The sequence below is a fragment of the Ruegeria sp. PrR005 genome (assembly GCF_010500245.1).
GTDB lineage: Bacteria > Pseudomonadota > Alphaproteobacteria > Rhodobacterales > Rhodobacteraceae > Ruegeria_B > Ruegeria_B marisflavi.
The window spans coordinates 185,736-209,317 of sequence record NZ_JAAGOX010000057.1; the positions used below are offsets into that span (position 1 = coordinate 185,736).

The window sequence follows — 23,582 nt, forward strand, 5'->3', positions numbered from 1 at the left end:
GATGTCCGCCCCGGACAAGACCTGCCCGAGCGCGCGCTGCGCGCCGGGCAACCAGCTGTTGGGCGTCAAGGGGTCGGACGGGCATGTGCGCCACCTGCGCAGTTCGATGACCATCGACGCGGATTTTGTCGAGACCGCCTCCGCCCATGGCAAGCCCGAGGCGCGCATGCGCTTCTCCTCCCCCTGTGCGACCTCGGGCTGCGCGCAATGGACCGGCAGCCGCTGCGGCGTGATCGACCATGTGCTGGAACATCTGGACCAGGCCCGGGTGCCGCTGGCGGACCATCTGCCCCCCTGCCCGATCCGCGCCAGCTGCCGCTGGTTCGACCAGACCGGCGAAACCGCCTGTCGCGCGTGCAGCATGGTGATCACCGACCAGTCGGCCATTGCCGCCGAATAGGAAAGGGGCCGGAAACGGCCCCTTTCATTGCGCTTGTGTCGGATCAGTGCCCGCCGCTGAGCACCAGCGTCTTGACCGGCATCAGCAGCGTCTGGATACGCAGCAGGATCGCATGCACCAGCCCCACGGTGTCGACCACATGCAGGAACAGCCAGCGGCCGGTGCTGAGGTCTTCGTTCTGCAAGATGTCGTGGTTGTTGGTATAGGCATTGGCCAGACAGTTCGAGCCCGCGGGGATGCCATCGGCCTGACCCGGATAGACCGGTTCCATATACACGGTCACGGTGCCCGGACGGGCGTTGTCCTGCGGGTCGACCAGCAGGTCGGTCGGCCTGATCTGGCCCGAGGGGACCACATCTTGAATACCGACGACCACCATCGGAATCACGGTGAAGGGTTTCGACAGGCAGGTCATTTCCGCATACATGCCCGGCTTGATCACCCCCGCCGCGATCTGGTGGAACCCGGCGACGTAGCGGTGCTGGTCCACGAAATCTTCGGGAACGAGAATGCCGGCGGGGCGCAGGATCGGGTTGATGTAGTCGCCGACCTGAAGACCGAACTGTTCCACCGTGCCCGAGACCCCGGCATGGACGCTGGTCTTGGCCAGTTCGGTTTCGGCCTGTTCCAGCGCCGCCTCGGCGCTGGCCCGCTGTGCGGGGATCAGCACGCGGATCTGTTCCTCGACGGCCTGCTGCTGGGCGCGGGCGGCGGCAAGTTCGCCCTCGCGGATGCCGACCTCGTTGGTGAAGCGGTCCAGTTCGGCCTGACGGGCCGCGCTGGAGCCGCGATTGATCAGCTCCTGTTCGCGGGCCAGATCCTCTTGTGACTGGTTCAGCGCCGCTTCGGCACGGGTCACGCTGCCCAGCGCCGCGGCCAGGTTCGCCTCGGCCACGACCAGCGAGGCCTCGACCTCTTCGACCCGGCGTTCGGCGGTTTCGACCGCCGCGCGCTGGCTGGCGTCGTCGAGCCGGAACAGCAACTCGCCCGCCGCGACCTGCTGGTTGTTGGCCACATGCACCTCGGACACCCGGCCGCCGGTTTCCGGCAGGATGGTGACGGTGCGGAAGAAGGAGCGCACGTTCGAGGTCGCCGGATGATAGAAGAACACCAGCGTGATCAGCGAGATGGTGAGCATGGCGCACAGCGTGATGCCATGGCGCAGCTCGTACCACATGGTGAAAAAGGTGATCTCGTGCCCCCAGCGCTTGCCCTGACGGTAGCGGCGGTAGAGGTAATCCGGCACGATGGTGACCAGCGAACAGATCAGAAGCTCAAACATCGCGGGGCGCCTCCGGTTCGGCCGGCGCGGCGGGCGGTGGTGCGTCGGATGGAGCGGACATCCGGCTGAGGATACCGCTGAGCGAGCCTGCCATCGACTGGAGCGGGGTCAGGAAATCCGGCATCCGGAAGGCGGCGAGCAGCAGGGCGGCCACCCAGAAGATATTGTTATGGGTAAAGAGCGCGATCAGCGCGAGAATGCCGATCACCTGGAACTGGGTGTGATTGCCGTGATGGGCCATGCGTTCCGGCAGGGCGTGCAGCGTGAAGTACATCGCGCCGATGAACACGATGAGCGCTATGGTAAAGGTCGCAACCCCGATGAACAGCGGGTCGCTGCCATCGGCCCCAGGCAGATAGCCGGGCAAATGCGCCGTGGCCATAGGATGCATTTCAGATGTGTTCATTCCCTCTTCCTGTCCGTGTCTTTGATTTCCCGCCCGACTATGCGATCCGGCGGGTTTTCAGGCAAGTCGCTGCGCGTGCCTGTTTGCCCTTTTCGGCCAGCGCGGGGCATGTCATGGTCTGCGGCATGACACGTTTTCTGACCACACTCGATGGCACCGACGCGCGTGGATTTGCCTTTGGCACCATGCAGTTCGGGGGCCGTGCCGACGCGGCGGCAAGCCGCCAGATGTACGAGGCCTGCCGGGCGGCGGGCATCACCCATTTCGACACCGCGCATGTCTACACCGGCGGCCAGTCCGAGACCCTGCTGGGCGAGATGATCGGGGCGGAGCGCGAGCGGCTCTTGATCGCCACCAAGGTAGGGAACACTGGCGGCGCGGGAGCCGCCAACATGCGGGCGCAGCTTGATGTTTCCTTGTCGCGGCTGGGGCTCGAAATGGTCGATGCACTGTATCTGCACCGGTTCGACCCCGAGACCGACCTGAACGAGACGATGGAATGCTTCGCGCGGCTGCGCGACGAGGGGAAGATCCGCTATGTCGGCCTGTCGAATTTCGCCGCCTGGCAGGTGATGAAGGCGGTTTCCATCGCGGCGCAGTTCGATCTGACGATCGACCTGATGCAACCGATGTACAACCTGGTCAAGCGCCAGGCCGAGGTCGAGATCCTGCCGATGTGCGCCGATCAGGAGATCAATGTGGCGGCCTATTCGCCACTGGGCGGCGGCCTGCTGACCGGCAAGTATTCAGGCGGCGGTGCGGGAAGGCTGACCGAGGACGACAGCTATGCCAAACGCTACGGGCCGGACTGGATGCCGCGCACGGCCGAGGCGCTGATGCAGATCGGAACCGAACTGGGCGTCGACCCGGCGACGCTGGCGGTGGCCTGGGTCGCGGCCGGCCCGTTGAGCGCGCAGCCCATCATCTCGGCCCGCTCGGCCGAGCAGTTGCGCCCCTCGCTGGCGGCGATGACGTTTGAGATGTCGCCGGAGCTTTATGCGCGGCTCACGGCGCTGAGCCCGACGCCGCCCCCGGCAACCGACAGGATCGAGGAACAGGCATGATCGACTTTCTGGTGATCGGCGGCGGTATCGCCGGGCTGAGCGCGGGCGCGCGCCTGTCGGCGCATGGCAAGGTGACCGTGCTGGAGGCCGAAGAGGCGCTGGGGTACCACGCCTCGGGCCGTTCGGCGGCGCTGTTCGAGGCGGCTTATGGCAAGCCCGCGGTGGTGGCGCTGAACCGGGCCAGTGCCGACTATCACCACACCGCCAATGGCGGTTACCTGACCCCGCGCGGGCTGATGCTGCTGGGACGGTCGGATCAGGTGGCCGAATACAATGCGGATGTGGCCGACATGGACATGACACCGATTTCGGTGGACGAGGCGCGCGCCATGGTGCCGATCCTGAACCCCGAGACGGTGGCGCTGGCCGCCCATCACCACGAGGCCTGGGATATCGATACCGACCGGCTGATGCAGGATTTCGCGCGTGTCATTCGCGCCAATGGCGGCGCGGTGCTGACCCGGCGGCGGGTGACGCGGATCGCGCGTGGCGTGGTCTGGCAGGTCGAGGCGGGCGATGTGTTCGAGGCGCGCAACATCGTCAACGCCGCCGGGGCCTGGGCCGATCAGGTGGCGGGGATGGCCGGGGTGGCCCCCATCGGATTGCAACCCTATCGCCGGTCCATGGCGCGGATCCCCGCGCCGGGCGGCCATGACGTGAGCGGCTGGCCGATGCTGATGGGGGTCGGCGAGACCTGGTATGCCAAGCCCGATGCGGGCAAGCTGATCGTCTCGCCCGCCGATGCCGACCCGGTCGAGCCGCAGGACGCCTGGGCCGATGATATGGTGCTGGCCGAGGGGCTGGCGCGCTATCAGGAAATGGTGACCGAGGAGGTGACCCGGATGGACAGCAACTGGGCGGGCTTGCGCAGTTTTGCCCCCGACCGGGTGCTGGTGCTGGGGCCGGACCCGGATCAGCGCGATTTCATCTGGTGCGCGGGTCAGGGCGGCTATGGGTTCCAGACCTCGCCTGCGGCCTCGCAACTGCTATGCGATGTTGTGACAGGGGCTGTGCCCGAGATCGAGGCCGGGGTGGTGGCACAATTGCGGCCGGAGCGTCTGAGATGAGCCGCAAGCCTCCCTCGGTCGCCAGTATCGCCACGCAGGGCGACGGCGCGCGCATGGTGGCCCCGGCGGCAGAACGCAATGTGGGCGTGCTCTGCGACCTGCTGGAGCAGGTGGCCCCGCATAAGGGCCGCGCACTGGAACTGGCCAGCGGCACCGGCCAGCATGTGAGTGCCTTTGCGGCGCGGTTGCCCGGGCTCCGCTGGCAGCCGACCGAGGTGGACGCCCAGCGCCGCGCCAGTATCGACGCCTATTGCGAAGGCCTGGACACTGTCGCCCCCACGCAAGAGCTGAACGCCACCCGCCCCGGATGGGGCGCGGTTTGGGCGGGGCAGGATCTGGTGGTTCTGATCAACCTCCTCCACCTGATCTCGGCGCCCGAGGCTGCGACCCTGATCGCCGAGGCCGCCGCCGCGCTCGCGCCTGGCGGGCGGCTGGTGATCTATGGCCCCTTCATGCGAGCGGGCGAATTGACCAGCGAGGGCGATGCGCGGTTCCATGCCGCGCTGACCGCCGAGGACCCCGAGGTCGGCTACAAGGACGATTTCGACACGATGGACCTGATGCAGGGCGCCGGGCTGGAGATGACCGAGGTCGTCGAGATGCCAGCCAACAATCTGGCCCTGATCGCGGAAAAGCCACGCATCTGATCCAGATCAAAGCGCAAGCCCGGTCGCCCTTACATATGCCGATACAAAGATATGTAAGGGACATTCCGATGAGCTGGAACGACAAGCTGGCAGCCACCCGCGCGGGGCTGCGCAATCTTCATGGTGCCATTCCTGATACTGCCCGCGCGTTTGGCGCCCTGGGCAAGACGGTAAAGGAAGGCGGCACGCTGGATTTCAAGACCAAGGAATTCGTCGCGCTTGGCATCTCGGTCGCGTCGCGCTGCGAGCCCTGCATCTCGCTGCATGTCGAGGCGCTGGTCAAGGCGGGCGCCAGCCGGACCGAGGTGGCCGACGTGCTGGCGATGTCGATCCAGATGGGCGGCGGGCCGTCGATGATGTACGCGGCCAAGGCGCTGGAGTGTTTCGACGAACTGGCCGGGTGACACGCGGTCCGGTCAGCCGTTCGACGACAGAACGCAGTCCCATTCGCTGCCGTCAGGGTCGGGGTCGCGGTACATGGCGCTGTCGCCCTTGATCCAGATCGAGCGGCCAAAGCTGCCTTCGTATTTCGAGCCCGACCCGGTGGGCGCCAGCGCGCCGGTATCAATGCTGTCGCCGCGTTCGAAGCGGACGCTGGGCAATTCGGTGGCATAGAAAAAGGTCACCACCTCGTTGGCCGGATTGCCGCCGCAGGCCCAGAAAGCGATGCCGGTCGGGTCCTCCAGCATCCAGCGGGCGACCAGTTCGCCCTCGCGCCGCAGGTAGCTGTCGGCAACACAGGCGCGCAGATCCTCGGCCTTCCAGCACTCGTCGCGCCCCTTGATCCAGCCGCGCTGTTCGGCGCGCAGCTGTTTTTCCGCCGCCTCCGCGCCTGCGTCCAACCCCTTGACCACGTCGAGCGCCGCAGAGTAGCGGCCGGTTACCAGCCGGTCGAGCCGAGCAAGATCGGCATCCTGGCAGATCAGGGTTTCGGCATCGCTCTGCGCCTTGGCGCAGTCGAACGCCGGACCCTCCTGGGCCAGAACGGGGGAGGCCAGCAAAAGGCTGGCGGTGAACAAGGCGCGCATGGCGGATTCTCCTGAACGTCAAACTGCAATTCGCCACCAGTGTAGCACGGCATCGCAACCGACCAAGCCCGCAGTCAGCGTATGGAACGGAGCTTGCGCAGCCCGGTGATCACGGTTTCGATCTGGCCCAGGCCCGGATTGTCGCGCAGATGGATGGCCCGGCAGGCCAGCCGCATTTCGGGGGCGCCGCGCACCGCGTGCAGCCGCCCGCGCCGCAGCGGACCGCCCACCATCGTGTCGGGGAAGTACCCCACCCCGCCCCGCCGCATCAGGTAGCGCAGCCCCATCGCCGCATTGCCCAGAACGATATGCTGACGGCTGCCGGGCGGCATCACCTGTTGCCAGAGCCGGTCGTATTCGGCGCAGAACTCCAGGTTGATGAAGAGCGGCATCTCGTCCGATCCAAGGGTCAGCGGCGTGTCGGAAACCAGCGTCAGCCGCTCATCGGGCAGGTCGGTTACCTCGATCCCCGGCTGCGTCGGGCGGTCATGCACCAACGCGAGGTCGACAAGACGTTCGGCCACCGCCGCGCCCATGTCGAGCGCGTGGTCATAGTTCAGGGTGAAGGGGACAACCCCCTGCTCCTGTTCCAGCCAGACCGCCATATCGACCAGGAGCGCATCCCAGAGCGACAGTTGCGCGCCCAGCCGCAAGGCGCCGCGCGCACCGGGGCCAGCGGCCATCTCGGCGGTGACAAAGCTCCATGTCCGCGACATCTGTTCGGCATGGGGGCGAAAGCGCTGGCCCGCAAGGCTGAGCCGCGTGCCAGCCGGACCGCGCTCAAACAGTGCGACGCCAAGCGAGGTTTCCAGCGCCTTGATGCGGGCGCTGACTGCGGTCTGGGTGACGTTGAGCGCGCGGGCGGCAGCGTGGAAACTGCCGGTCTCGGCAATGGCAAGAAAGGTCTCGAGCGCGGCGATCTGCATGAGTGATAGATTTTTCACATCAATCTGAGCAAATCAATTCGTTTTCCTGCTCAGATGCGCTCTGCTACCTTTGCCCCAAGCAGACACAAAGGAAACGCGCCATGCTGGACAAGTCACTAAAGCCCACCTGGACCAGTTTCGAAGAAGCCACCCAGGCCGATTGGGACGCGGTGATGGAATATGAAGAGGCCTATAACGCCGCCCTGCCCGAGCGGATACTGGATGCGATCCGCTCGTTGGACGAGGCCTGGACCCCCTACCCGATCAACCGATATCAGCACTCGCTTCAGGCCGCGACGCGCGCCCATGCCGATGGCGCCGAGGACGAGATCGTGGTGGCGGCGCTGGTGCATGATGTGGGCGATATCCTGTCGCCCTACAACCACGGCGAACTGGCCGCTGCGATGATGAAACCCTATGTCAGCGAGAAATGTTACTGGATCCTGCAACATCACTGCGTGTTCCAGGGGTATTACTACAACCACTACTGGGGCGGCGACCGTAACGCGCGCGACAAGTATCGCGACAGCCCCTATTGGGAAGATGCGCGTTACTTTTGCCATGAATACGACCAGTGCGCCTTTGACCCGGACTATCCGACCAAACCGCTGGAGTTCTTCGAACCGATCTTGCGGCGGGTGCTGTCGCGCGGCGGCGGTCACATGGAGTTGAACGAGACTGCCGCCGACTGAGGCGACGGAAAACCGCTCCCCTGCCGTTAAGAAACCGGAAAACCGGCAGGGAGCGCGATCATGAGAACCGCGATACTGGTGGCCGCGATGGCAATGGCTGCGGTCCTGGAACACCTGAAGCTGGAGGGATCCGGCCTGTTCTGAGCGTCGCCACGCGCAGCGTGGCGCCCGGCCCAACCGGGGGTGGCGCATCTGCGATGCGCGGCCGCCGGGCGGGAGCGCCCCCTGCGGCGAAATGGCCCGACGGAAATCGGCCCGCCCTGCGTTCAGTCTCCAGGTGCATGTCTCAAGGAGATTCCAGAATGCGACTGCTTGTCCTGTCTTCCGCCTTTGCCCTGACCGCAACGGCAACCCTGGCCCAGGGTGTCCCCGGCGCCCATTTCATCGAGAACTGGGACATGGATGGCGACGGCCGGATCACGCCCGCCGAGATCAGCGAGAAACGCGCAGAGATCTTTACCATGTTCGACCAGGACGAGAACGGCCTGCTGGACGCGGCCGAATACGATCTCTTCGATGAAACCCGCCGCGCGGATATGGAGGCCAGTGGCGGCGGGCTGAAAGGGCCGATGGCCGTTGTCGACAAGGCGATGGATCGCAGCTTCAACGATGGTGATGGAAACGGCCTGGTCTCGGCAGATGAATTCGCCGCGCGGGATGCCGAGTTCTTCGGGATGCTGGACCGCGACGGCGACGGCGCCGTCGCACCGGCCGATTTCAAGCGCGGCGGCTAGGCAGGATCGCGCCCCCGGCAACGGCGCCGCGCCGCGCAAAGCGCGGCGCCGGGCCCAACGGGCGGGAGCGCCCGCTCAGCCGCCTTCGGGGCGGTGCGCGAAAAAGCGGGTCAGGATGAAGAGCGCGCCCGCCAGCAGGGCGGGCAGCACGAAGATCTTGAACACGAACACCGCCAGGAGCGCCACGTAGCTGCCGACCAGATCGTCGGCGCGGGTCCAGAGGTTCTGCGCCAGGTCCTGGTACCGGCCCGCCTCTCCCAATGTCTCGCGCATCGTGTCCCACCAGCCGCCCGCCTGTTCCGGTACCGGTGCGCCGACCGAAGCGGTGATTTCGGCGATGATGGCCTGATGCCGGGCCAGCACATCCGCCGTCAGCCAATCGGCCAGCCAGGCGGACATCACAAAAGCCAGCGGCAGCGCCAGCAGAAAGAACCCGCCATACCACGCCAGCCGGCGCGACAGCACCGACACCACGTCGCGCGGTCCCAGCAGCCGGTCCATGATCCAGAGCAGCGACGCCGCCGCAATCATGCCGCCGCCCACCGCGCCCACCGGCCCCATGGCCACGGCGAGGATACCGGTCGCCAGCATCAGGTTGAACACCACGGAGGCGATCCGCTCCACCGTGTCATCCACCGGCTCCAGCATCCTGAGCGGTTGCGCCGTGCCTGAAACCACCAGCGCGCTGCCCGAGACCTCGACCTCTTGCGCGGTCGAGAGCACCGCGTTCAGCGTCCGGAGCGTGACATAGGTCGCGGCACTGGCGGTGGCGACCGAGGTGGCATAGCGCTGTGCCGCGTTGGCCAGCGGGTTCTGCTTGTAAAAAAACGCCGCGCCCAATGAGAGCGCGGCGATCAGGATCAACCAGATCAAAGAGATCCGGCGCGGTTCAGCCGTCCTTGCGGATGGTCTCGTTCTTCGGGTCGTAGGGGCTGTCGCAGGTGACGATTGCATCCCAGAGCTTGTCCAACATCTTGACCTGGAGCTTTGTGCCCTCGACGGCCAGTTCGGGACGAACGTAGCCCATGCCGATCGACTTGCCAAACGCCACCGAATAGCCGCCCGAGGTCAGGCGCCCGACACGCTCGCCCTCGGGGGTATAGAGCGCCTCGCGGCCCCAGGGGTCGGCATCCGCCGGGCCGTCGATCAGCAGCGTGCAGCATTTGGCACGCACGCCGGTCTCGACCAGTTTCGCCTTGCCGTGGAACTCCTTGTCGAGATCGACAAAGCGCGGCAGGTCGGCCTCCAGCGGGGTCGCGTCGCGGCCCAGTTCGGTGCCGAAGGCGCGATAGCTCTTCTCCTGGCGCAGCCAGTTCTGGGCGCGAGCACCCACCAGCTTCATCCCGTGCTTTTCACCGGCGGCATTCAGCAGGTCCCACAGGTAGTTCTGCATCTCGATCGGGTGATGCAGTTCCCAGCCCAGCTCGCCGGTATAGGCGACGCGGATCGCGTTTACGGGGCACATGCCCAGTTCGATCTGACGGGCGGAAAGCCAAGGGAAGCGCTTGTTCGAGAGCGCGGTGTCGGGATCGGCGTCCTTGATCACCTCTTTCAGCACATCGCGCGACTTCGGCCCCGCGATGGCAAAGACGCCCCACTGGGTGGTGACATCCTGGATCTCGATATAGCCGAACTCTTCCATCTTGTCCTCGGCCGCCTTGCGCAGGAAATCGGCGTCATATTCGGACCAGGCCCCGGCGGAGACGAGGTAGTAGTTGTTCTCGCCATTGCGGACGATGGTGTATTCGGTGCGGGTGGTGCCAAGGGTGGTCAGCGCGTATGTCAGGTTGATCCGGCCCACTTTGGGCAGTTTGTTGCAGGTGAACCAGTCGAGGAACTGGGTGGCGCCGGGGCCCTTGACCACGTGCTTGGTAAAGGCGGTGGCGTCAATCAGGCCAACGCCTTCGCGGATCGCCTTGGCCTCTTCGACGGCATATTGCCACCAGCCGCCACGGCGGAAGCTGCGGGCGTCATGGTCGAAGCTCTCGGGCGCATCGAGGGGTCCGTAATAGTTGGGGCGCTCCCAGCCGTTGACGAAGCCGAACTGCGCGCCACGCGCTTTCTGCCGATCATAGGCAGGTGCGGTGCGCAGCGGGCGGCAGGCTTCGCGCTCTTCATCCGGGTGGTGCAGGATATAGACGTGGCTGTAGCATTCCTCGTTCTTGCGCGCGGCGAACTCGGTGGTCATCCAGTTGCTGCTGTAGCGTTTGGGGTCGAGGCTGGCCATGTCGATCTCGGCCTCGCCATCGACCATCATCTGCGCGAGATAGTATCCGGTGCCGCCCGCGGCGGTGATGCCGAAGGAGAAGCCCTCGGCCAGCCACATGTTTCTGAGACCCGGCGCCGGGCCGACCAGCGGGTTGCCGTCGGGCGTGTAGCAGATCGGGCCGTTGAAATCGTCCTTCAGGCCGCTGTCGGCACAGGAGGGCACGCGTTCGGCCATTGCCATGTACTGGTCGGCGATCCGGTCGAGATCGAGCGGGAACAGGTCGGCGCGGAAACTGTCGGGCACGCCATATTCGAACCGCGCCGGTGCGCCGTGTTCGTAGATACCCAGGATCCAGCCGCCGCGCTCCTCGCGGGCATAGGATTCGTTATCGGCATCGCGCACCACCGGGTGCTCGGGGTTGCCCGCCTCGCGCCATTTGACCAGCTCGGGGTCCTTGTCCATCACGATGAAGGTATGCTCGACCGGGATCGCGGGCATCTTGATGCCCAGGAGCTTCGCGGTGCGCTGCGCATGGTTGCCTGATGCGGTCACCACATGCTCGGCGGTGATCACCACCTGTTCGTCGGACGGCACCAGGTTGCCGCCCTGCTCCACCATCTTGGTGCAGGTGACTTCCCAATGGGTGCCGGTCCAGTGGAAGGCGTCGGCCTGCAACTTGCGCACGATGTCGACGCCGCGCTGGCGCGCACCCTTGGCCATGGCCTGGGTCACGTCAGCGGGGTTAATATAGCCGTCCTCGGTGTGATAGAGCGCGCCCTTCAGATCGTCGGTGCGGATGAGCGGCCAGCGTTCCTTGATCTGGTCGGGGCTCAGCCATTCGTATTTCACGCCGCAAGTCTCGGCGGTCGAGGCATAGAGCATGAACTCGTCCATGCGGTCCTGGGTCTGCGCCATGCGCAGGTTGCCGACCACGGCAAACCCGGCGTTCAGTCCGGTCTCCTCTTCCAGCGTCTTGTAGAAATCGACCGAGTACTTGTGGATATGGGTGGTCGCATAGGACATGTTGAACAGCGGCAACAGGCCCGCCGCGTGCCAGGTCGAGCCGGAGGTCAGCTCGTCCCGCTCGATCAGCATGACATCGTCCCAGCCCGCCTTGGCCAGGTGATAGGCGATCGAGGTACCGACGGCACCGCCGCCGACGACCAGTGCTTTGACTTGGGTTTTCATTGGACCGCTCTCCGGGTTGAGTCTCTTTGGCTTGGTTTATGCCGAAGCCGCGCGTGTTACGCCAAGTTCATCCGACGCAAAAACGCGCAAAACCGACCTCTGCCCAGACAACGCCCGGCACGCTGGGCCGGGACGTCGGTGCATTTGAGTATTTTTGGCGAGATGAAGGGACATCCGGTCTTCATTTCGCGCCAAATACTCCCCCCGGAGGGTGGGGTGCTGTTGCGATGCGATCAGAGAATCTTGCCCGGATTCATGATGCCTAGCGGATCGAGCGCGGCCTTGATTGCCGCCATGTAGCGCGGGGTCTGGCCCAGTTCGCGACTCAGGTATGCGCGTTTGCCCTGGCCGATCCCATGCTCGCCCGTGCAGGTGCCGTCCATCGAGATGGCAAGCTCGGCCAGCCAGGCGGTAAAGTCCTCGGTCTTTGCCACCTCGTCCGGGTTATCCTTGTCGATCAGCGGCGAGATGTGGAAATTGCCGTCGCCCACATGGCCCACCAGCGGTGCGAAAAGGCCCAGCTCCTCGGCCTTGGCGGTGGCGGCGTTGACGCAATCGGCCAACCGCGAGATTGGCACGCAGACATCGGTGGCCAGCGCCGTGCAACCCGGGCGCAATTGCAGCGAGGCCCAGTAAAACTCGTGCCGCGCCTTCCACAGCCGGTTGCGTTCTTCGGTCGAGGTGGTCCAGGCAAATCCGCTGCCTTCGTTTTCTTCGGCGATGCTGCCGAAGAGTTCGGCCTGTTCGGCGACGCCCGCCTCGGACCCGTGAAACTCCAGCAGCAACAGCGGCGTTTCCGGCAGGTCGAGCCTGGAATAGGCGTTGACCGCCTGCACCGCGATCACGTCGAGCAGTTCCATCCGCGCCACCGGGATGCCGAACTGGATCGTGGTCATCACCGCCTGACAGGCGGCATCGACCGTCGGGAAAGAGCAGCGGGCGGCCGAGATCGCCTCGGGGATGCCCTGGAGCTTCAGGGTGATCTCGGTGATGATGCCCAGCGTGCCCTCGGCCCCGATCATCAGCCGGGTCAGGTCATAACCTGCCGAAGTCTTCTTGGCGCGCTGCGCGGTGCGGATGATCTCGCCGTCTGGCATCACCACTTCGAGCGCCAGAACGTTGTCCTTCATCGTGCCATAGCGCACCGCGTTGGTGCCGCTGGCCCGGGTCGAGGCCATGCCGCCCAGCGAGGCGTTGGCGCCGGGGTCGATCGGGAAGAACAGGCCCTGGTCGCGCAGGTGGGTGTTGAGCTGTTCGCGGGTGACGCCGGGCTGAACCACGCAGTCGAGATCGCTGGCGTGCACGGCGAGAATTTTGTTCATCTGCATCAGGTCGACCGAGATGCCGCCGGCGGGGGCATTCACGTGCCCCTCGAGCGAGGTGCCGGTGCCGAAGGGGATCACCGGCACCTTGTGCTCGGCGCAGGTCTTGACGATCTCGGACACTTCGGCAGTGGATGTGGGAAAGACCACCGCATCGGGCGGCTGGTTCTGGATCCAGGTGGTGGTGTGGCCATGCTGTTCACGGATCGCCTGGCCGGTCTGTACCCGGTCGCCGAAGCGCTGTTTCAGGATGCCGATCACGGTTTCGATGCCGGTATCGTTGCGCGGCAATGCGGTGATCTGAGCCATGTCTGTCCCCCCAAGGCCCCGGCGGGCCAGCCCCACCAAGGTTCATGTGTTAAGTAGAGAGCCGGGGGCTTGCGGGTCAATACCCACTAACCCCGACCGGCTTATTCGCCCATGGCAATTCCTTCGCGGCGCGGGTCGGCGGCGCCCTTGAGGGTTTCACCGATCTCGATGGCGTGCAGGCCCGAAGTCAGCGCGCGCACCGAGACCTTGTAGCCGAGGCCGGTCAGCGCCTCTTCCATCGCCGCTGCATCGGTGCCTTCTTCCAGATCATAGGTGCCGAAGCGGTTGACCAGATGCGGCGCGTTCAGCGCCTGTTGCACGTTCATGCCCCAATCGGCCCAGGCGATAATTGACCGGGCGACATAGCCGATGATGCGACTGCCGCCGGGCGAACCGATGGCCAGCACCGGCTTGCCGTCCTGCATGACGATGGTGGGTGCCATAGACGAGCGCGGGCGCTTGCCCGGCTCCAGCCGGTTGGCGATGGGCACGCCATTGTCATGGGTCTTGAACGAGAAATCGGTCAGCTCGTTGTTGAGCAGGAAACCGTTCGTCATCAGCCGCGAGCCAAAGCCGTTTTCGATGGTGGTGGTCATTGACAGCACGTTGCCATAGCGGTCCACGATCGAGATATGCGAGGTCGAGGGCAGTTCGAGCGAAATGTCGTTCGCCCAGTTCGAGGCATGGTCAAACTCGGGGTTGCCGGGGTCTGCGCTCTCCAGCGCGTTGGGACCGGCGAGCAGCTCGCTGCGCGATTTCAGATAGGCGGGGTCGACCAGCCCCTTGGTGGGCATCGGCACGAAATCGCTGTCGGCCATGTAGCGGCCCCGGTCGGCGAAGGCGAGGCGCGAGGCATCGCCGATCAGCCGCCAGCTTTCGGGGTTTTCAGCCCCCAGCGCCGCCAGGTCATGGGACTCGAGCATACCCAGGATCTGGCCCACGGTCAGCGCCCCCGACGAGGGCGGTCCCATGCCGCAAACCTCGTAGGCGCGGTAGCTGGCGCAGACCGGCTCGCGCTCGATCACCTGGTAAAGCGCCAGATCGGCGCCCGAGAGGACACCGGGATTGCCCTCGGCGTTGCGGACGGTGCGCACGATATCGGCGGCGATGGGGCCGCCATAGAAGGCGGCCGACCCATCGGCGGCCAGCGCCCGCAGGGTGGCGGCATAAGCGGGGTTCTTCAGCGTATCACCGGCCTTGATGGCCTCGCCACCGGGCAGGAAGTAGGCAGCCGTTTCGGGAAAGCGGCCGAGCCTTTCGGCGTCTTCCTCGACCAGACCGGCAAGGCGCGGCGAGACGGTGAAACCGTTTTCGGCCAGCCAGATCGCATCGCCAAACAGAGACCCCCAATTGGCCTGACCCCAGCGGCGGTGTGCCTCTTCCAGCAAGGCGGGCGTGCCCGGCGTGCCGACAGAGAGGCCACCAACCACGGCGTCGAAGAATTTCAGCGGCGCGCCGGTGTCGTCCTGGAACAGGGTCGGCGTTGCTTCGCGCGGGGCGGTTTCGCGGGCGTCGAGCGTGGTCATCTGGCCGGTGTTTCCGTCGTACCATACCAGAAAGGCGCCGCCGCCGAGCCCTGAGCTTTGCGGTTCGACCAGACCCAGCACGGTCTGTACCGCGACCATGGCGTCGGCGGCGGTGCCGCCATGGCGCAGCACATTGCCCCCGGCCATAACCGCCAGCGGGTTGGCGGCGGCAACCATCCAGTTCTGCGCCTCGACCGGTTGACCCGCCTCCTTGGCCGCCTGCGCAGCCTCGACCACGGCCGAGAAGGGCCTGACCTGACCAATTGCCGCCCCTTCAGGGGCCACCGTGTCAGCCTCTTGCTGCGCCAGTGCGGCCCCTGCCGCAAGCGTCGAAAGCCAGAGGCCCGCCATCATACCCGTTCGCATCGTCACTCTCCCTGCTGTCGCGTTTCCGCGTCCATCCTGACAGCGAAGCGGGGACGATACAATCTAAGGCTGTTCGACTCTGCCCCCTTGGCGGTTCAGAGCATCGCCGGCACCACCTGATCGGGCGGACGGTGCCCGTCGGCGAAGGTCTTGATGTTGATGATCACCTTCTCGCCCATCTCGATCCGGCCTTCGAGCGTGGCCGAGCCCATATGCGGCAGCAGCACGACATTGGGCAGTTCGCGCAGGCGCGGGTTCACCTGGGTGCCGTGTTCGTAGACGTCGAGCCCCGCCCCCGCGATCTCGCCCGAACGAATCATCCGGGTCAGCGCATTTTCGTCGATCACCTCGCCGCGCGAGGTGTTGACGAGAACGCCCGAGGGTTTCATCAGCTTGAGCCGCCGCGCATTCATCAGGTGAAAGGTCGAAGGTGTCGAAGGGCAGTTGACCGAGATCACATCCATCCGGGCGATCATCTGGTCGAGGCTTTCCCAATAGGTCGCCTCGAGCGATTCCTCGATCTCGGGGCGCAGGCGGCGGCGGTTGTGATAGTGGATCTGCATGCCAAAGGCGCTGGCGCGGCGGGCCACGGCCTGACCGATGCGGCCCATGCCGAGAATGCCAAGCCGACGTCCACCGACACGACCGCCCAAGAGCGCGGTGGGCGCCCAGCCGGTCCATTCGTTCTTTTGCATAACCGCCAGCCCTTCGGGGATGCGGCGGGTGACGGCGAGAATCAGCGCCATGGTCATGTCGGCGGTGTCGTCGGTCAGCACGCCGGGCGTGTTCGACACCAGCACCCCGCGCTGGCGCGCGGTGGCCACGTCGATATGATCGACGCCCGCACCGTAGTTGGCAATCAGCCGCAGCCGCTCTCCGGCCTGGGCCAGCAGACCGGCGTCTATCTTGTCGGTCAGGGTCGGCACCAGCACGTCACACGTGCGCATGGCCGCGGCCAGCTCGTCGCGGGTCATCGGTGTGTCGTCATCGCGCAGACGGACATCGAAAAGCTCGCTGAGGCGGGTTTCGACCACCTCGGGCAACCGTCGCGTTACGACAACACTCAGACGTTCTCTTGGCACTTGAGCCCTCCCACAGCTTTCAAACGGTCACGCGCCATGGCATCGTGGCGCAGGAGAAGGCGGGGCACAAGAACCCCATGCGCAAATGACGCAGCCTTTTTTCGAGAGACAGGCAAACATACTGGCAGGCAAGCAGTGACAGGTTCATTCAGTTTCGGACGCCCCATGGTGGCGGCAATTTTTGCGGTTTCGCTCGTACTGTCCCAGGGCGCGCGGGCCGAAGAGGAAAAGCGTGGGGCGGTGACCAACCTTCCCGTGCCACGCTATGTTTCGATGAAGACGTCCGAGGGCAACGTGCGGCGCGGACCGTCGCTGACCCATCGGGTCGACTGGGTGTTCAAACGCCGCGACATGCCGTTGCAGATCACCGCGGAATACGGCCACTGGCGCAAGGTGCAGGACCGCGAAGGCGCTGGCGGCTGGGTGCATTACGCGCTTCTGTCGGGCGCGCGCACGGTGCTGGTGGAAAAGGACATGATGCCGGTCTACGACCGCCCCGACACCAATTCGCAGATCGCCGCCCATTTCGAATTGGGCGTCGTGGCGCGGCTGGGCAGTTGCACGGCGGACTGGTGCCGGATCACGGCGGGCGGCTATCGCGGCTGGGCGCTGAAATCGAACCTCTGGGGCGTGGACACGGACGAGATCCGGGACTGAGCCCCGGTCAGCCGGTGTGGGCGATGAAATCGAGCGTGTGGCGGACGAGATCGTCGCCCACGTCCTCTTGCAGGAAGTGACCCGCAGCAGGCAACACCGCGTGCGGTTGACCGGCAGCCCCGGGGCAAAGTTTCTGGAACACCCGGTCGATCCCGGCCATGACCTTGTCTTCGGCCCCGAAGAGGGTCAGCACCGGGGTGTGTAATGTGCGGATCACCTGCCAGGCGGCGCGGTTCGTGGAGGCCTCGGGGTTGTCAGGGCCATCAGGCACGAGCATTGGGAACTGGCGCGCGCCCGCCTTGTAGGTCTCGTCCGGGAAAGGCGCGTCATAGGCGGCGACCTCTTCGTCGGTCAGTTTGCCGACTGTGCCGCCATATACGATGCGCCCGGCACGGAAATCGGGGACCGACTGGCTGAATTCGCGCCAGGCGCGGAAGGCATCGTTCATCGGCTGGTCGCCGGTTGGCAGCGCGGTATTGGCAATCACGATCCGGGCAAACCGGTCGGGCATCGCGGCCCAAAGCCGGAGCCCGATCAGCCCGCCCCAATCCTGACAGATCAGGGTGATGCCGTGCAGGTCGACCCGGGTCAGCCAATCGCTCATCCAGGCGACGTGGCGAGCATAGGTGTAATCCGTTCGTTCTGTCGGCTTGTCGGATTTGCCAAAGCCGATCAGGTCGGGCGCCACCGCGCGGAACCCCTTGGCTGAGAATTGCGGGATCATGTGGCGATAGAGATAGGACCAGGTCGGCTCGCCATGCAGCATCAGGACCGGAGCGGCGTCGCGCCGCCCCTCGTCCACGTAGTGCAGCCGGAGATGGCCGCCCTCGGTATCGTCGGTCTCTACGTAATGCGGGGCAAAGGCGTAGTCCTTGAGCCCGTCGAACCGGTGCTCTGGCGTGCGCAAGATTTGCATCTGTCGTCCTCCCTGCCCCCAAGCCTAGCCTTTGCCGCCGATCCCGCTAGGGTAAACGTGACGGAAAAAACGGGAACTCGACCATGAAAGCCATCACTTATCGCAGCTTTGGACCGGCCGCCGAAGTACTGACACTCGAAGAGATGGAGCCGCCCCGCCCCGGCGCGGGCGAGGTGCTGGTAGATGTGGCACTGTCGGGGGTGAACCCGTCGGACGTGAAGGCGCGCGCCGGGGCGCGGGCCGGGGTGACCGAGCTGCCCTATCCGGTGATCGTGCCGCATAGCGACGGGTCGGGCGTGATCTCGGCCGTGGGGGATGGAGTCGATCCGGCGCGGATCGGCCAGCGAGTGTGGCTGTGGAACGGGCAATGGCGGCGGGCCATGGGCACCTGTGCCGAACAGATCGCCCTGCCCTCGGCCCAGGCGGTGCCGCTGCCACAGGGCGTGAGCCTTGAGACGGGCGCGGTGCTGGGCATTCCCGGCCTGACCGCATCGCATGTGGTGTTTTCGGGCGGGCCGGTCGCGGGCCAGACGGTGCTGGTGCATGGCGGAGCGGGAACGGTCGGATATCTGGCGGTGCAACTGGCGAAATGGGGCGGCGCACGAGTGATCGCCACCGCCGGCGGCGGCGCGGCGGATCGGGTACGCGACGCGGGCGCGGACGCGGTGCTGGACTATGCCGAGCCGGACCTCGCGGCGGCGATTCTGGACGCCAACAAGGGCCAGCCGGTGGATCGCATCGTCGAGGTGGAATTTGGCGTGAACGTCGCCACCGACGCCGCCGTGATCGCCGAGAACGGGCGCATCAATGCCTATGGCTCGGCCAAGGCGATGGCCCCCGAACTGCCCTTTTACCCGCTCATGTTCAAGGCGGTGACCCTGGAGATGGCGCTGGTCTATCTGCTGACCCCGCCCCAACGCGCGGCGGCCATTGACCAGTTGCATGCGGCATTGTCAGCCGGCGCGCTGCGGATTCCGGTGCAGCAAACCTATGCATTGGGAGAGAGCGCCGCCGCGCATGAGGCCGTCGAAACGGGCGGGCGCCACGGCGCGATCCTGGTCGAAACCGCGACCTGAAAACGGACATCAAAAAAGTGATCGGGAGGCGGACATTTTTCGCCGCCGCCCCTTGCGTTGCCGAAACAGGTTGCGTAGATAGCCGCTCACCGTTGGGGTGTAGCCAAGTGGTAAGGCAACGGTTTTTGGTACCGCGTACCGTAGGTTCGAATCCTACCACCCCAGCCATCTCTCTCAAGATCATCAGAGCAAGTAGTCAGGCATCCCTAGGGTCCTGAGAATGCCCCTGTTTATGCCCCACCTAGAGGGCTTCTTATCAGAGGTTATCCCTCCCCATTAATAGGTATAAGTAATGGATAAGAGGTAGTAGAGAAGGGAAGAACCTGAGTAGGGAACCCTGAGCAGATACCCCGCCAGAGCTCCCTGAGCAGAACTACCCGACAAGAGGTCATGACTATGAGTGAGATAACCAACCCTAGGTATTCCAGACCTATAGCGGGCTATAGAGACTCGTTCATGAAGTCGATTGACACAACATCGGGCGCGGGCCTAGCGTTGCGCTGATCGGGCCCAAGTCCGGCAACCCGAGACTCTTCAAACGGGTTGATCATGACATCCTTCCAGATCGAATCCACGGCCGATGCGTTCTTCGTCCGATCTGTTCAGGCCTTGCCGGACGGCGGCTTTGCCGCATTGTTGGCCGGGGTTGGCGCGGCGCCGGCGCAGCTGGCGGTCTTTGGCGTTGCACCCGACGGTAGTGCGCCCCGGATCGACGCCGACATAATCCTTGCGAATGGGGCCATTTCGATGGTCGAGCGCGACGGCGGCGGCTTTGCCGTGCTGTCGCAGATCAACGATTCCTCCCCGGAACGTGGTCGAACCCACGCAACTCTGTTCGACGCATCCGGCAATGAAACCGATGCGTTCATCTTGCCGGCCACGATCTTTCTGGGCAGCTTAGACCCGCAACCGAACTTCTCGGCCATTCCCGGCAGTCCCGACCTTTGGCTGAAAGGCTTTGACGAAGCGGGGTTCTTTCTTTCCCGAGTCGACAGCGACACGCTCAGACCGCTCGATCCGCCCGTCCTGCTGCGCACCGATGCCCCGAGTTTCATCCTTGATGGCGGGTTCGGACTGGTAGCTCCGTTCAGTTTCAGCGGAACACGTGGCGAGTTGATCGAGGCGACATCCTTCACTGCGGAAGATGGTCTTGTGCCGGTCTACGCCAATCCGAGGAATGTCGATTTTTCGTCAAGTATTCACACCGCTGTGGGCAACTCGGTTGTCGAGGTAGGCATCACGCGAGAGCGCCAGAGCATTGCCGAAGGCGGCAACATTCGTGGCAACATACAGATCAATCTGATCGAACCGGACTCCGGCGCGATCCGTACACTGACAAACGATTTTCTCGGGTTCGGTTTCGTCGAAGCCAGGGTGGCCGAGGTGCCCGGTCTTGGCTTTGCCGTCCTTGTCGTTATCGAGGGCGGCCCCAGGGGTACGTCCGGGATCATCGACGCGGCAGAGGTGATCTTTTTCGATTTCGATGGAAACGAACGCGAAAGCGCGGTCATCTCCGACCTCGTGGGCCAGAGAACCACGGCATCGAGCGGCACGTTCACGTTCACGGCCCTTGTCGACCCGCTGCGCCAGAACTTGCGGTTTCTCACCATCTGGTCGCCAACCGACGAAAGCGGAAACATCCTGGCCGCGCGGCACGATCACCACGCTCGCGCCGACGCCCTTCGGCGAACGGGTCGGCTTCTTGCAAGAGGGGACCGCCTACGGCGATTACCTCGCAGGTCTGGCGATGGGCGACGTGATTTCCGGTGGAGACGGACCCGATACCTTGCAAGGCAATGGCGGGGGCGATGTGCTGGGCGGCGACAACGGCGCTGACTTCCTCGAGGGCGGCGACGGCAACGACATCTTGCGAGGCGGTGCCGGTGCGGACCTCCTCTTTGGCGATGAGGGCAATGACAGCCTGTTTGGTGGCGACGACGATGACACTCTCATTGGCGGCAGGGGAGAAGATACGATCGATGGCGGCGACGGCGACGACAATCTAGGCGGCCTCTCGGGCGCGGACTTCGTGCAGGGTGGTGCCGGTTCGGACGCATTGAACGGTGGCCTTGGAAACGATGTACTACACGGTGGCCTCGGCAACGACACGCTCGAGGGAAACGACGATAACGACACTTTGAACGGCGGTGAAGACGACGATCATGTCGATGGCGGTGACGGCAATGACAGCATCATCGGAGAAGACGGGCACGACTCTCTTCTGGGAGGCGATGGCAACGACAGCATCCAGGGCGGCGGCGGCGATGATCTGCTGAACGGCGGCGACGGTACTGACAACCTCGTCGGTGACGACGGCGACGACACGATCATTGGCGGCGACAGTGAAAGCGATCTGCGAGACGTCATCTTTGCCGGGGAGGGCAACGACAGTGTGGATGGCGGCCATGGCAACGACCTGATCTTTGGCATGGGCGGCAATGACACCATTTCTGGCGGGGCCGGGGCTGACGACCTGCGCGGGCAAGATGGCGACGATATCATCAACGGGTCTGCCTTTTCCGACATCATTTTCGGGAATGCGGGAAACGATTTCGTCAATGGCGGCTTCGGGTCCGACCGTGTTAACGGAGGCACAGGGGCCGACAAGTTCTTTCACGTCGGCGTCGCGGGCCACGGTTCGGACTGGGTGCAGGATTACAACGCCGCCGAGGGCGACGTGCTGCTCTTTGGTATCCCCTCTGCCACCAGGGGCGACTTCCTGGTTCAATTCAACCATACAGCAAACGCCGAGGGCGAACGCTCCGGTGAGGATGCCATAGAGGAAGCCTTCGTTACTTTTCGCCCCACCGGCCAAATCATCTGGGCCCTGGTGGATGGAGGCGGGGAGAGTTCGATCAACCTCAAGATAGGTGCGGAGACGTTCGACCTGCTGGCTTAGGAGACTGATACGTGACAGCTTGGATTGTAAGTAGGTCCACTCTTCCTGCCTAAGCAGGCCAGGATCTACAACCTGTCCTTCTGATCCTTTGTGGCATCAGGCCAATTTTCCTAGACAAAAGGACCAATCACCCTTCCCGTTCGTTCTTGGAAGCGTAGCACCCTCCGGACATACCCCTCACAGGCAGTCTGTTCGTTCTCGTAGACCGCCCAGCGCAAGTCATGGACATGCTTAGTCAGTAACTGTTCATCCACATCCTCGAACTCTTCGCGCCCTGGAATGTTGTAGGACAACCGGAGGGGCCTACCCGTGACTTCCTCCGACGCATCCCGCATGACCTGCCTGAGTTCTCCGACATGCCGACAATCGACAAGATAGCTATCATGGACAGACAGAACCGGGATGCCGTTCTCGGTGAAGTGGTTGTGGATCAGGGACGTGATCTCACTGTCTTTCCGCATCAGCCGGATACCCTGATCCGAGAACAGGTAGTCCCCCAGGCACGGGTTCCTGTCGAGAATGGCGTACAGGAGGAGGTCCAGCTTTTCATTGCTAAATGACTTGCCTAAATCACCTGCAGAAAAACTCTCCCGAAACGCCTTGTAAGCTGACGATTTTTCCTTTGCGTTGATCGCAGTAAGCACCAACCGCTTGGCCAACTTGCGCGCTAGTTTTCGAGGCAAATCAGCGAACGTTTTCCCATCAACCATGTAAGGATCATGACCCAGTTCCAGCCCTTCTTCGGCATAGATCATGGCCACATGCATCCCCTCGAAGTCCGCTTCGATTGTGGGTTCATTGTCGATCGTGATCCTGGAACGCCAGTCGCTATCGATCTGTTGCCACCATCCGCCATAGAACCGACCATGCATGTCCCAACTACCACGGCTGAAGATGCGCCGGGTCCGGTTGTTGGCATCCCCTAGTCGTATACGCCTGACTTCATCTATGCCACCCGTTACCCCCGGCGGTAACTCCTTGCTGATCTCCAGGATAGGTTCCTGAAGCGAGGGGATGTCGATGAAGGAATTGGCAATCAGGTCGTTGTATGCCTGAAGCTCCTCTCGCCATCGGTTGGTCTCGGGCGTGTCCTCGTACTCGATCGGCTTGTTGTTGTCGCCCTTCAGGACAATGATCTCTTCGCCTTCTGCCCGGCTGACATCCTCTCGATCGAACTTGGCCGTGGCGAACCAGCTCTGAAGCTTCTCGGATGCTCTTATCCGTGTGGTTCGATTACCATTGGCACCTGCTCCACCATAGCTACCCTTGGCTAGGTCGATCAGGCCAGCCTTGTCCAGTTCCTTGATGATCGGGACGATCTTCTTGGAGATATGAAGGGCATTGTAACGAGAGTTCGTATCCCATGCATTGACAGACATCGAGACCCCGATACTCAGCTCAGGATCATCCAACCAAGCCACATACAGGTCCAGGATTACCACCCTTAACTGCTTTCTGAACCCCATCCTAGGCTTAGGCCCTCTAACCTTCTCGTTGATAGCCTCCCCCAAGAACCCATCCCAGATCCTATCCACCAGGTCCTTCACCTCTGGATGATCTGACCACCTATGCACATCTATAGGTCTGGAATACCTAGGGTTGGTTATCTCACTCATAGTCATGACCTCTTGTCGGGTAGTTCTGCTCAGGGAGCTCTGGCGGGGTATCTGCTCAGGGTTCCCTACTCAGGTTCTTCCCTTCTCTACTACTGTTGATTTCCACCCAGAAGTGAGCCGGGCCGGCGGATAATTTCCACTGAGAACTGAGCCATGTGAACCTTTCCCCG

Annotated in this window: 22 protein-coding genes and 1 tRNA gene; 12 read left to right on the forward strand and 11 right to left on the reverse strand. The window is 64.0% G+C overall.

The genetic code is table 11. The features are described 5' to 3' along the window. The first annotated feature begins 1 nt into the window (after nt 1). Nucleotides 2–400, forward strand: a complete 399-nt coding sequence (locus tag G0P99_RS24285) for a hypothetical protein (protein ID WP_164133083.1) — start codon at nt 2–4, stop codon at nt 398–400. Between the two features lie 43 nt (nt 401–443). Here G0P99_RS24285 and G0P99_RS24290 read toward each other — a convergent pair whose 3' ends face one another. Further along, on the reverse strand, nt 444–1,682 hold the full coding sequence (locus G0P99_RS24290; RefSeq protein WP_164133084.1) for an HlyD family secretion protein: 1,239 nt from the start codon (nt 1,680–1,682) through the stop codon (nt 444–446). Further along, nucleotides 1,675–2,088 (reverse strand): hypothetical protein, encoded by a 414-nt coding sequence (locus G0P99_RS24295; protein WP_239059927.1) that lies wholly within the window; start codon nt 2,086–2,088, stop codon nt 1,675–1,677. Before G0P99_RS24295 ends, G0P99_RS24290 begins: the two co-directional genes overlap by 8 nt. A gap of 125 nt (nt 2,089–2,213) precedes the next feature. Here G0P99_RS24295 and G0P99_RS24300 point away from each other — a divergent pair, with 125 nt between their 5' ends. From G0P99_RS24300 to G0P99_RS24315, 4 genes are all read left to right on the forward strand, one after another. Then, complete coding sequence (locus G0P99_RS24300) at nt 2,214–3,152, forward strand: aldo/keto reductase (RefSeq protein WP_164133085.1); 939 nt, start codon at nt 2,214–2,216, stop codon at nt 3,150–3,152. Beyond that, a complete protein-coding gene (locus G0P99_RS24305; RefSeq protein ID WP_164133086.1) occupies nt 3,149–4,219 on the forward strand; it encodes an FAD-binding oxidoreductase in 1,071 nt (356 codons plus the stop codon). Before G0P99_RS24300 ends, G0P99_RS24305 begins: the two co-directional genes overlap by 4 nt. Continuing rightward, on the forward strand, nt 4,216–4,866 hold the full coding sequence (locus tag G0P99_RS24310) for a DUF938 domain-containing protein (RefSeq protein WP_164133087.1): 651 nt from the start codon (nt 4,216–4,218) through the stop codon (nt 4,864–4,866). Before G0P99_RS24305 ends, G0P99_RS24310 begins: the two co-directional genes overlap by 4 nt. 68 nt (nt 4,867–4,934) lie before the next feature. After that, nucleotides 4,935–5,270, forward strand: a complete 336-nt coding sequence (locus G0P99_RS24315) for a carboxymuconolactone decarboxylase family protein (protein WP_164133088.1) — start codon at nt 4,935–4,937, stop codon at nt 5,268–5,270. Nucleotides 5,271–5,282: 12 nt separating this feature from the next. Here G0P99_RS24315 and G0P99_RS24320 read toward each other — a convergent pair whose 3' ends face one another. Then, on the reverse strand, nt 5,283–5,894 hold the full coding sequence (locus G0P99_RS24320) for an MliC family protein (RefSeq protein ID WP_164133089.1): 612 nt from the start codon (nt 5,892–5,894) through the stop codon (nt 5,283–5,285). Between the two features lie 74 nt (nt 5,895–5,968). After that, complete coding sequence (locus G0P99_RS24325; RefSeq protein WP_164133090.1) at nt 5,969–6,820, reverse strand: LysR family transcriptional regulator; 852 nt, start codon at nt 6,818–6,820, stop codon at nt 5,969–5,971. 101 nt (nt 6,821–6,921) lie between these two features. Between G0P99_RS24325 and G0P99_RS24330 the strand changes: the two genes are divergently transcribed. Together G0P99_RS24330 and G0P99_RS24335 are read left to right on the forward strand one after the other, a co-directional pair. Beyond that, a complete protein-coding gene (locus tag G0P99_RS24330; protein ID WP_164133091.1) occupies nt 6,922–7,512 on the forward strand; it encodes an HD domain-containing protein in 591 nt (196 codons plus the stop codon). A 302-nt stretch (nt 7,513–7,814) separates the two neighbouring features. After that, nucleotides 7,815–8,246, forward strand: coding sequence for an EF-hand domain-containing protein (locus G0P99_RS24335; RefSeq protein WP_239059928.1), 432 nt, complete (start codon nt 7,815–7,817; stop codon nt 8,244–8,246). A 75-nt stretch (nt 8,247–8,321) separates the two neighbouring features. On the opposite strand, the gene G0P99_RS24340 is transcribed toward G0P99_RS24335, so the two are convergent. The 5 genes from G0P99_RS24340 to G0P99_RS24360 all read right to left on the reverse strand — a co-directional run bounded on the left by G0P99_RS24340 (nt 8,322) and on the right by G0P99_RS24360 (nt 16,248). Further along, nucleotides 8,322–9,119 (reverse strand): hypothetical protein, encoded by a 798-nt coding sequence (locus G0P99_RS24340; protein ID WP_164133093.1) that lies wholly within the window; start codon nt 9,117–9,119, stop codon nt 8,322–8,324. A gap of 16 nt (nt 9,120–9,135) precedes the next feature. Beyond that, complete coding sequence (locus G0P99_RS24345; protein ID WP_164133094.1) at nt 9,136–11,643, reverse strand: FAD-dependent oxidoreductase; 2,508 nt, start codon at nt 11,641–11,643, stop codon at nt 9,136–9,138. A gap of 233 nt (nt 11,644–11,876) precedes the next feature. Continuing rightward, entirely contained in the window at nt 11,877–13,274 is a 1,398-nt protein-coding gene (locus tag G0P99_RS24350; RefSeq protein ID WP_164133095.1) for an FAD-binding oxidoreductase, read from the reverse strand. A 101-nt stretch (nt 13,275–13,375) separates the two neighbouring features. After that, nucleotides 13,376–15,166, reverse strand: coding sequence for a gamma-glutamyltransferase (gene ggt, locus G0P99_RS24355; RefSeq protein WP_164133096.1), 1,791 nt, complete (start codon nt 15,164–15,166; stop codon nt 13,376–13,378). 95 nt (nt 15,167–15,261) lie between these two features. Then, nucleotides 15,262–16,248: a D-glycerate dehydrogenase gene (locus tag G0P99_RS24360; RefSeq protein ID WP_164133097.1), complete on the reverse strand. Its 987-nt coding sequence runs from the start codon at nt 16,246–16,248 to the stop codon at nt 15,262–15,264. A 165-nt stretch (nt 16,249–16,413) separates the two neighbouring features. On the opposite strand from G0P99_RS24360, the gene G0P99_RS24365 reads away from it, so the two are divergent. After that, nucleotides 16,414–16,905 (forward strand): SH3 domain-containing protein, encoded by a 492-nt coding sequence (locus G0P99_RS24365; RefSeq protein WP_164133098.1) that lies wholly within the window; start codon nt 16,414–16,416, stop codon nt 16,903–16,905. A gap of 7 nt (nt 16,906–16,912) precedes the next feature. Here the strand turns inward: G0P99_RS24365 and G0P99_RS24370 are convergent, their stop codons facing one another. After that, nucleotides 16,913–17,821 carry a haloalkane dehalogenase gene (locus tag G0P99_RS24370; protein ID WP_164133099.1) on the reverse strand — a complete coding sequence of 303 codons (909 nt, stop codon included), beginning with the start codon at nt 17,819–17,821 and terminating at the stop codon, nt 16,913–16,915. A gap of 83 nt (nt 17,822–17,904) precedes the next feature. Here G0P99_RS24370 and G0P99_RS24375 point away from each other — a divergent pair, with 83 nt between their 5' ends. The 4 genes from G0P99_RS24375 (at nt 17,905) to G0P99_RS24390 (ending at nt 21,796) form a co-directional block, all read left to right on the forward strand. Then, the gene (locus G0P99_RS24375; RefSeq protein ID WP_164133100.1) at nt 17,905–18,897 is read left to right on the forward strand and encodes an NADPH:quinone reductase; all 993 of its coding nucleotides are present in this window, start codon (nt 17,905–17,907) and stop codon (nt 18,895–18,897) included. Between the two features lie 93 nt (nt 18,898–18,990). Next, a tRNA-Gln gene (locus tag G0P99_RS24380) sits at nt 18,991–19,065 on the forward strand. Between the two features lie 381 nt (nt 19,066–19,446). Then, nucleotides 19,447–20,733, forward strand: coding sequence for a hypothetical protein (locus tag G0P99_RS24385; RefSeq protein WP_164133101.1), 1,287 nt, complete (start codon nt 19,447–19,449; stop codon nt 20,731–20,733). After that, complete coding sequence (locus G0P99_RS24390; RefSeq protein WP_164133102.1) at nt 20,645–21,796, forward strand: calcium-binding protein; 1,152 nt, start codon at nt 20,645–20,647, stop codon at nt 21,794–21,796. The genes G0P99_RS24385 and G0P99_RS24390 overlap by 89 nt, the downstream gene beginning before the upstream one ends. Nucleotides 21,797–21,906: 110 nt before the next feature. Here the strand turns inward: G0P99_RS24390 and G0P99_RS24395 are convergent, their stop codons facing one another. Further along, nucleotides 21,907–23,412, reverse strand: coding sequence for a hypothetical protein (locus tag G0P99_RS24395; protein WP_164133103.1), 1,506 nt, complete (start codon nt 23,410–23,412; stop codon nt 21,907–21,909). Between the last annotated feature and the right edge of the window lie 170 nt (nt 23,413–23,582).

Excerpts from the sequence above, each read along its gene's own strand:
- G0P99_RS24365 (WP_164133098.1), top strand. The coding sequence starts at position 16,414 with ATGGTGGCGGCAATTTTTGCGGTTTCGCTCGTACTGTCCCAGGGCGCG.
- G0P99_RS24300 (WP_164133085.1), top strand. The coding sequence starts at position 2,214 with ATGACACGTTTTCTGACCACACTCGATGGCACCGACGCGCGTGGATTT.
- G0P99_RS24385 (WP_164133101.1), top strand. The coding sequence starts at position 19,447 with ATGACATCCTTCCAGATCGAATCCACGGCCGATGCGTTCTTCGTCCGA.
- G0P99_RS24390 (WP_164133102.1), top strand. The coding sequence starts at position 20,645 with ATGGGCGACGTGATTTCCGGTGGAGACGGACCCGATACCTTGCAAGGC.
- G0P99_RS24370 (WP_164133099.1), bottom strand. The coding sequence starts at position 17,821 with ATGCAAATCTTGCGCACGCCAGAGCACCGGTTCGACGGGCTCAAGGAC.
- G0P99_RS24315 (WP_164133088.1), top strand. The coding sequence starts at position 4,935 with ATGAGCTGGAACGACAAGCTGGCAGCCACCCGCGCGGGGCTGCGCAAT.
- G0P99_RS24305 (WP_164133086.1), top strand. The coding sequence starts at position 3,149 with ATGATCGACTTTCTGGTGATCGGCGGCGGTATCGCCGGGCTGAGCGCG.
- G0P99_RS24350 (WP_164133095.1), bottom strand. The coding sequence starts at position 13,274 with ATGGCTCAGATCACCGCATTGCCGCGCAACGATACCGGCATCGAAACC.
- G0P99_RS24335 (WP_239059928.1), top strand. The coding sequence starts at position 7,815 with ATGCGACTGCTTGTCCTGTCTTCCGCCTTTGCCCTGACCGCAACGGCA.
- G0P99_RS24285 (WP_164133083.1), top strand. The coding sequence starts at position 2 with ATGTCCGCCCCGGACAAGACCTGCCCGAGCGCGCGCTGCGCGCCGGGC.
- G0P99_RS24395 (WP_164133103.1), bottom strand. The coding sequence starts at position 23,412 with ATGAGTGAGATAACCAACCCTAGGTATTCCAGACCTATAGATGTGCAT.
- G0P99_RS24290 (WP_164133084.1), bottom strand. The coding sequence starts at position 1,682 with ATGTTTGAGCTTCTGATCTGTTCGCTGGTCACCATCGTGCCGGATTAC.
- G0P99_RS24345 (WP_164133094.1), bottom strand. The coding sequence starts at position 11,643 with ATGAAAACCCAAGTCAAAGCACTGGTCGTCGGCGGCGGTGCCGTCGGT.
- G0P99_RS24375 (WP_164133100.1), top strand. The coding sequence starts at position 17,905 with ATGAAAGCCATCACTTATCGCAGCTTTGGACCGGCCGCCGAAGTACTG.
- G0P99_RS24320 (WP_164133089.1), bottom strand. The coding sequence starts at position 5,894 with ATGCGCGCCTTGTTCACCGCCAGCCTTTTGCTGGCCTCCCCCGTTCTG.
- G0P99_RS24310 (WP_164133087.1), top strand. The coding sequence starts at position 4,216 with ATGAGCCGCAAGCCTCCCTCGGTCGCCAGTATCGCCACGCAGGGCGAC.
- G0P99_RS24295 (WP_239059927.1), bottom strand. The coding sequence starts at position 2,088 with ATGAACACATCTGAAATGCATCCTATGGCCACGGCGCATTTGCCCGGC.
- ggt (WP_164133096.1), bottom strand. The coding sequence starts at position 15,166 with ATGCGAACGGGTATGATGGCGGGCCTCTGGCTTTCGACGCTTGCGGCA.
- G0P99_RS24330 (WP_164133091.1), top strand. The coding sequence starts at position 6,922 with ATGCTGGACAAGTCACTAAAGCCCACCTGGACCAGTTTCGAAGAAGCC.
- G0P99_RS24325 (WP_164133090.1), bottom strand. The coding sequence starts at position 6,820 with ATGCAGATCGCCGCGCTCGAGACCTTTCTTGCCATTGCCGAGACCGGC.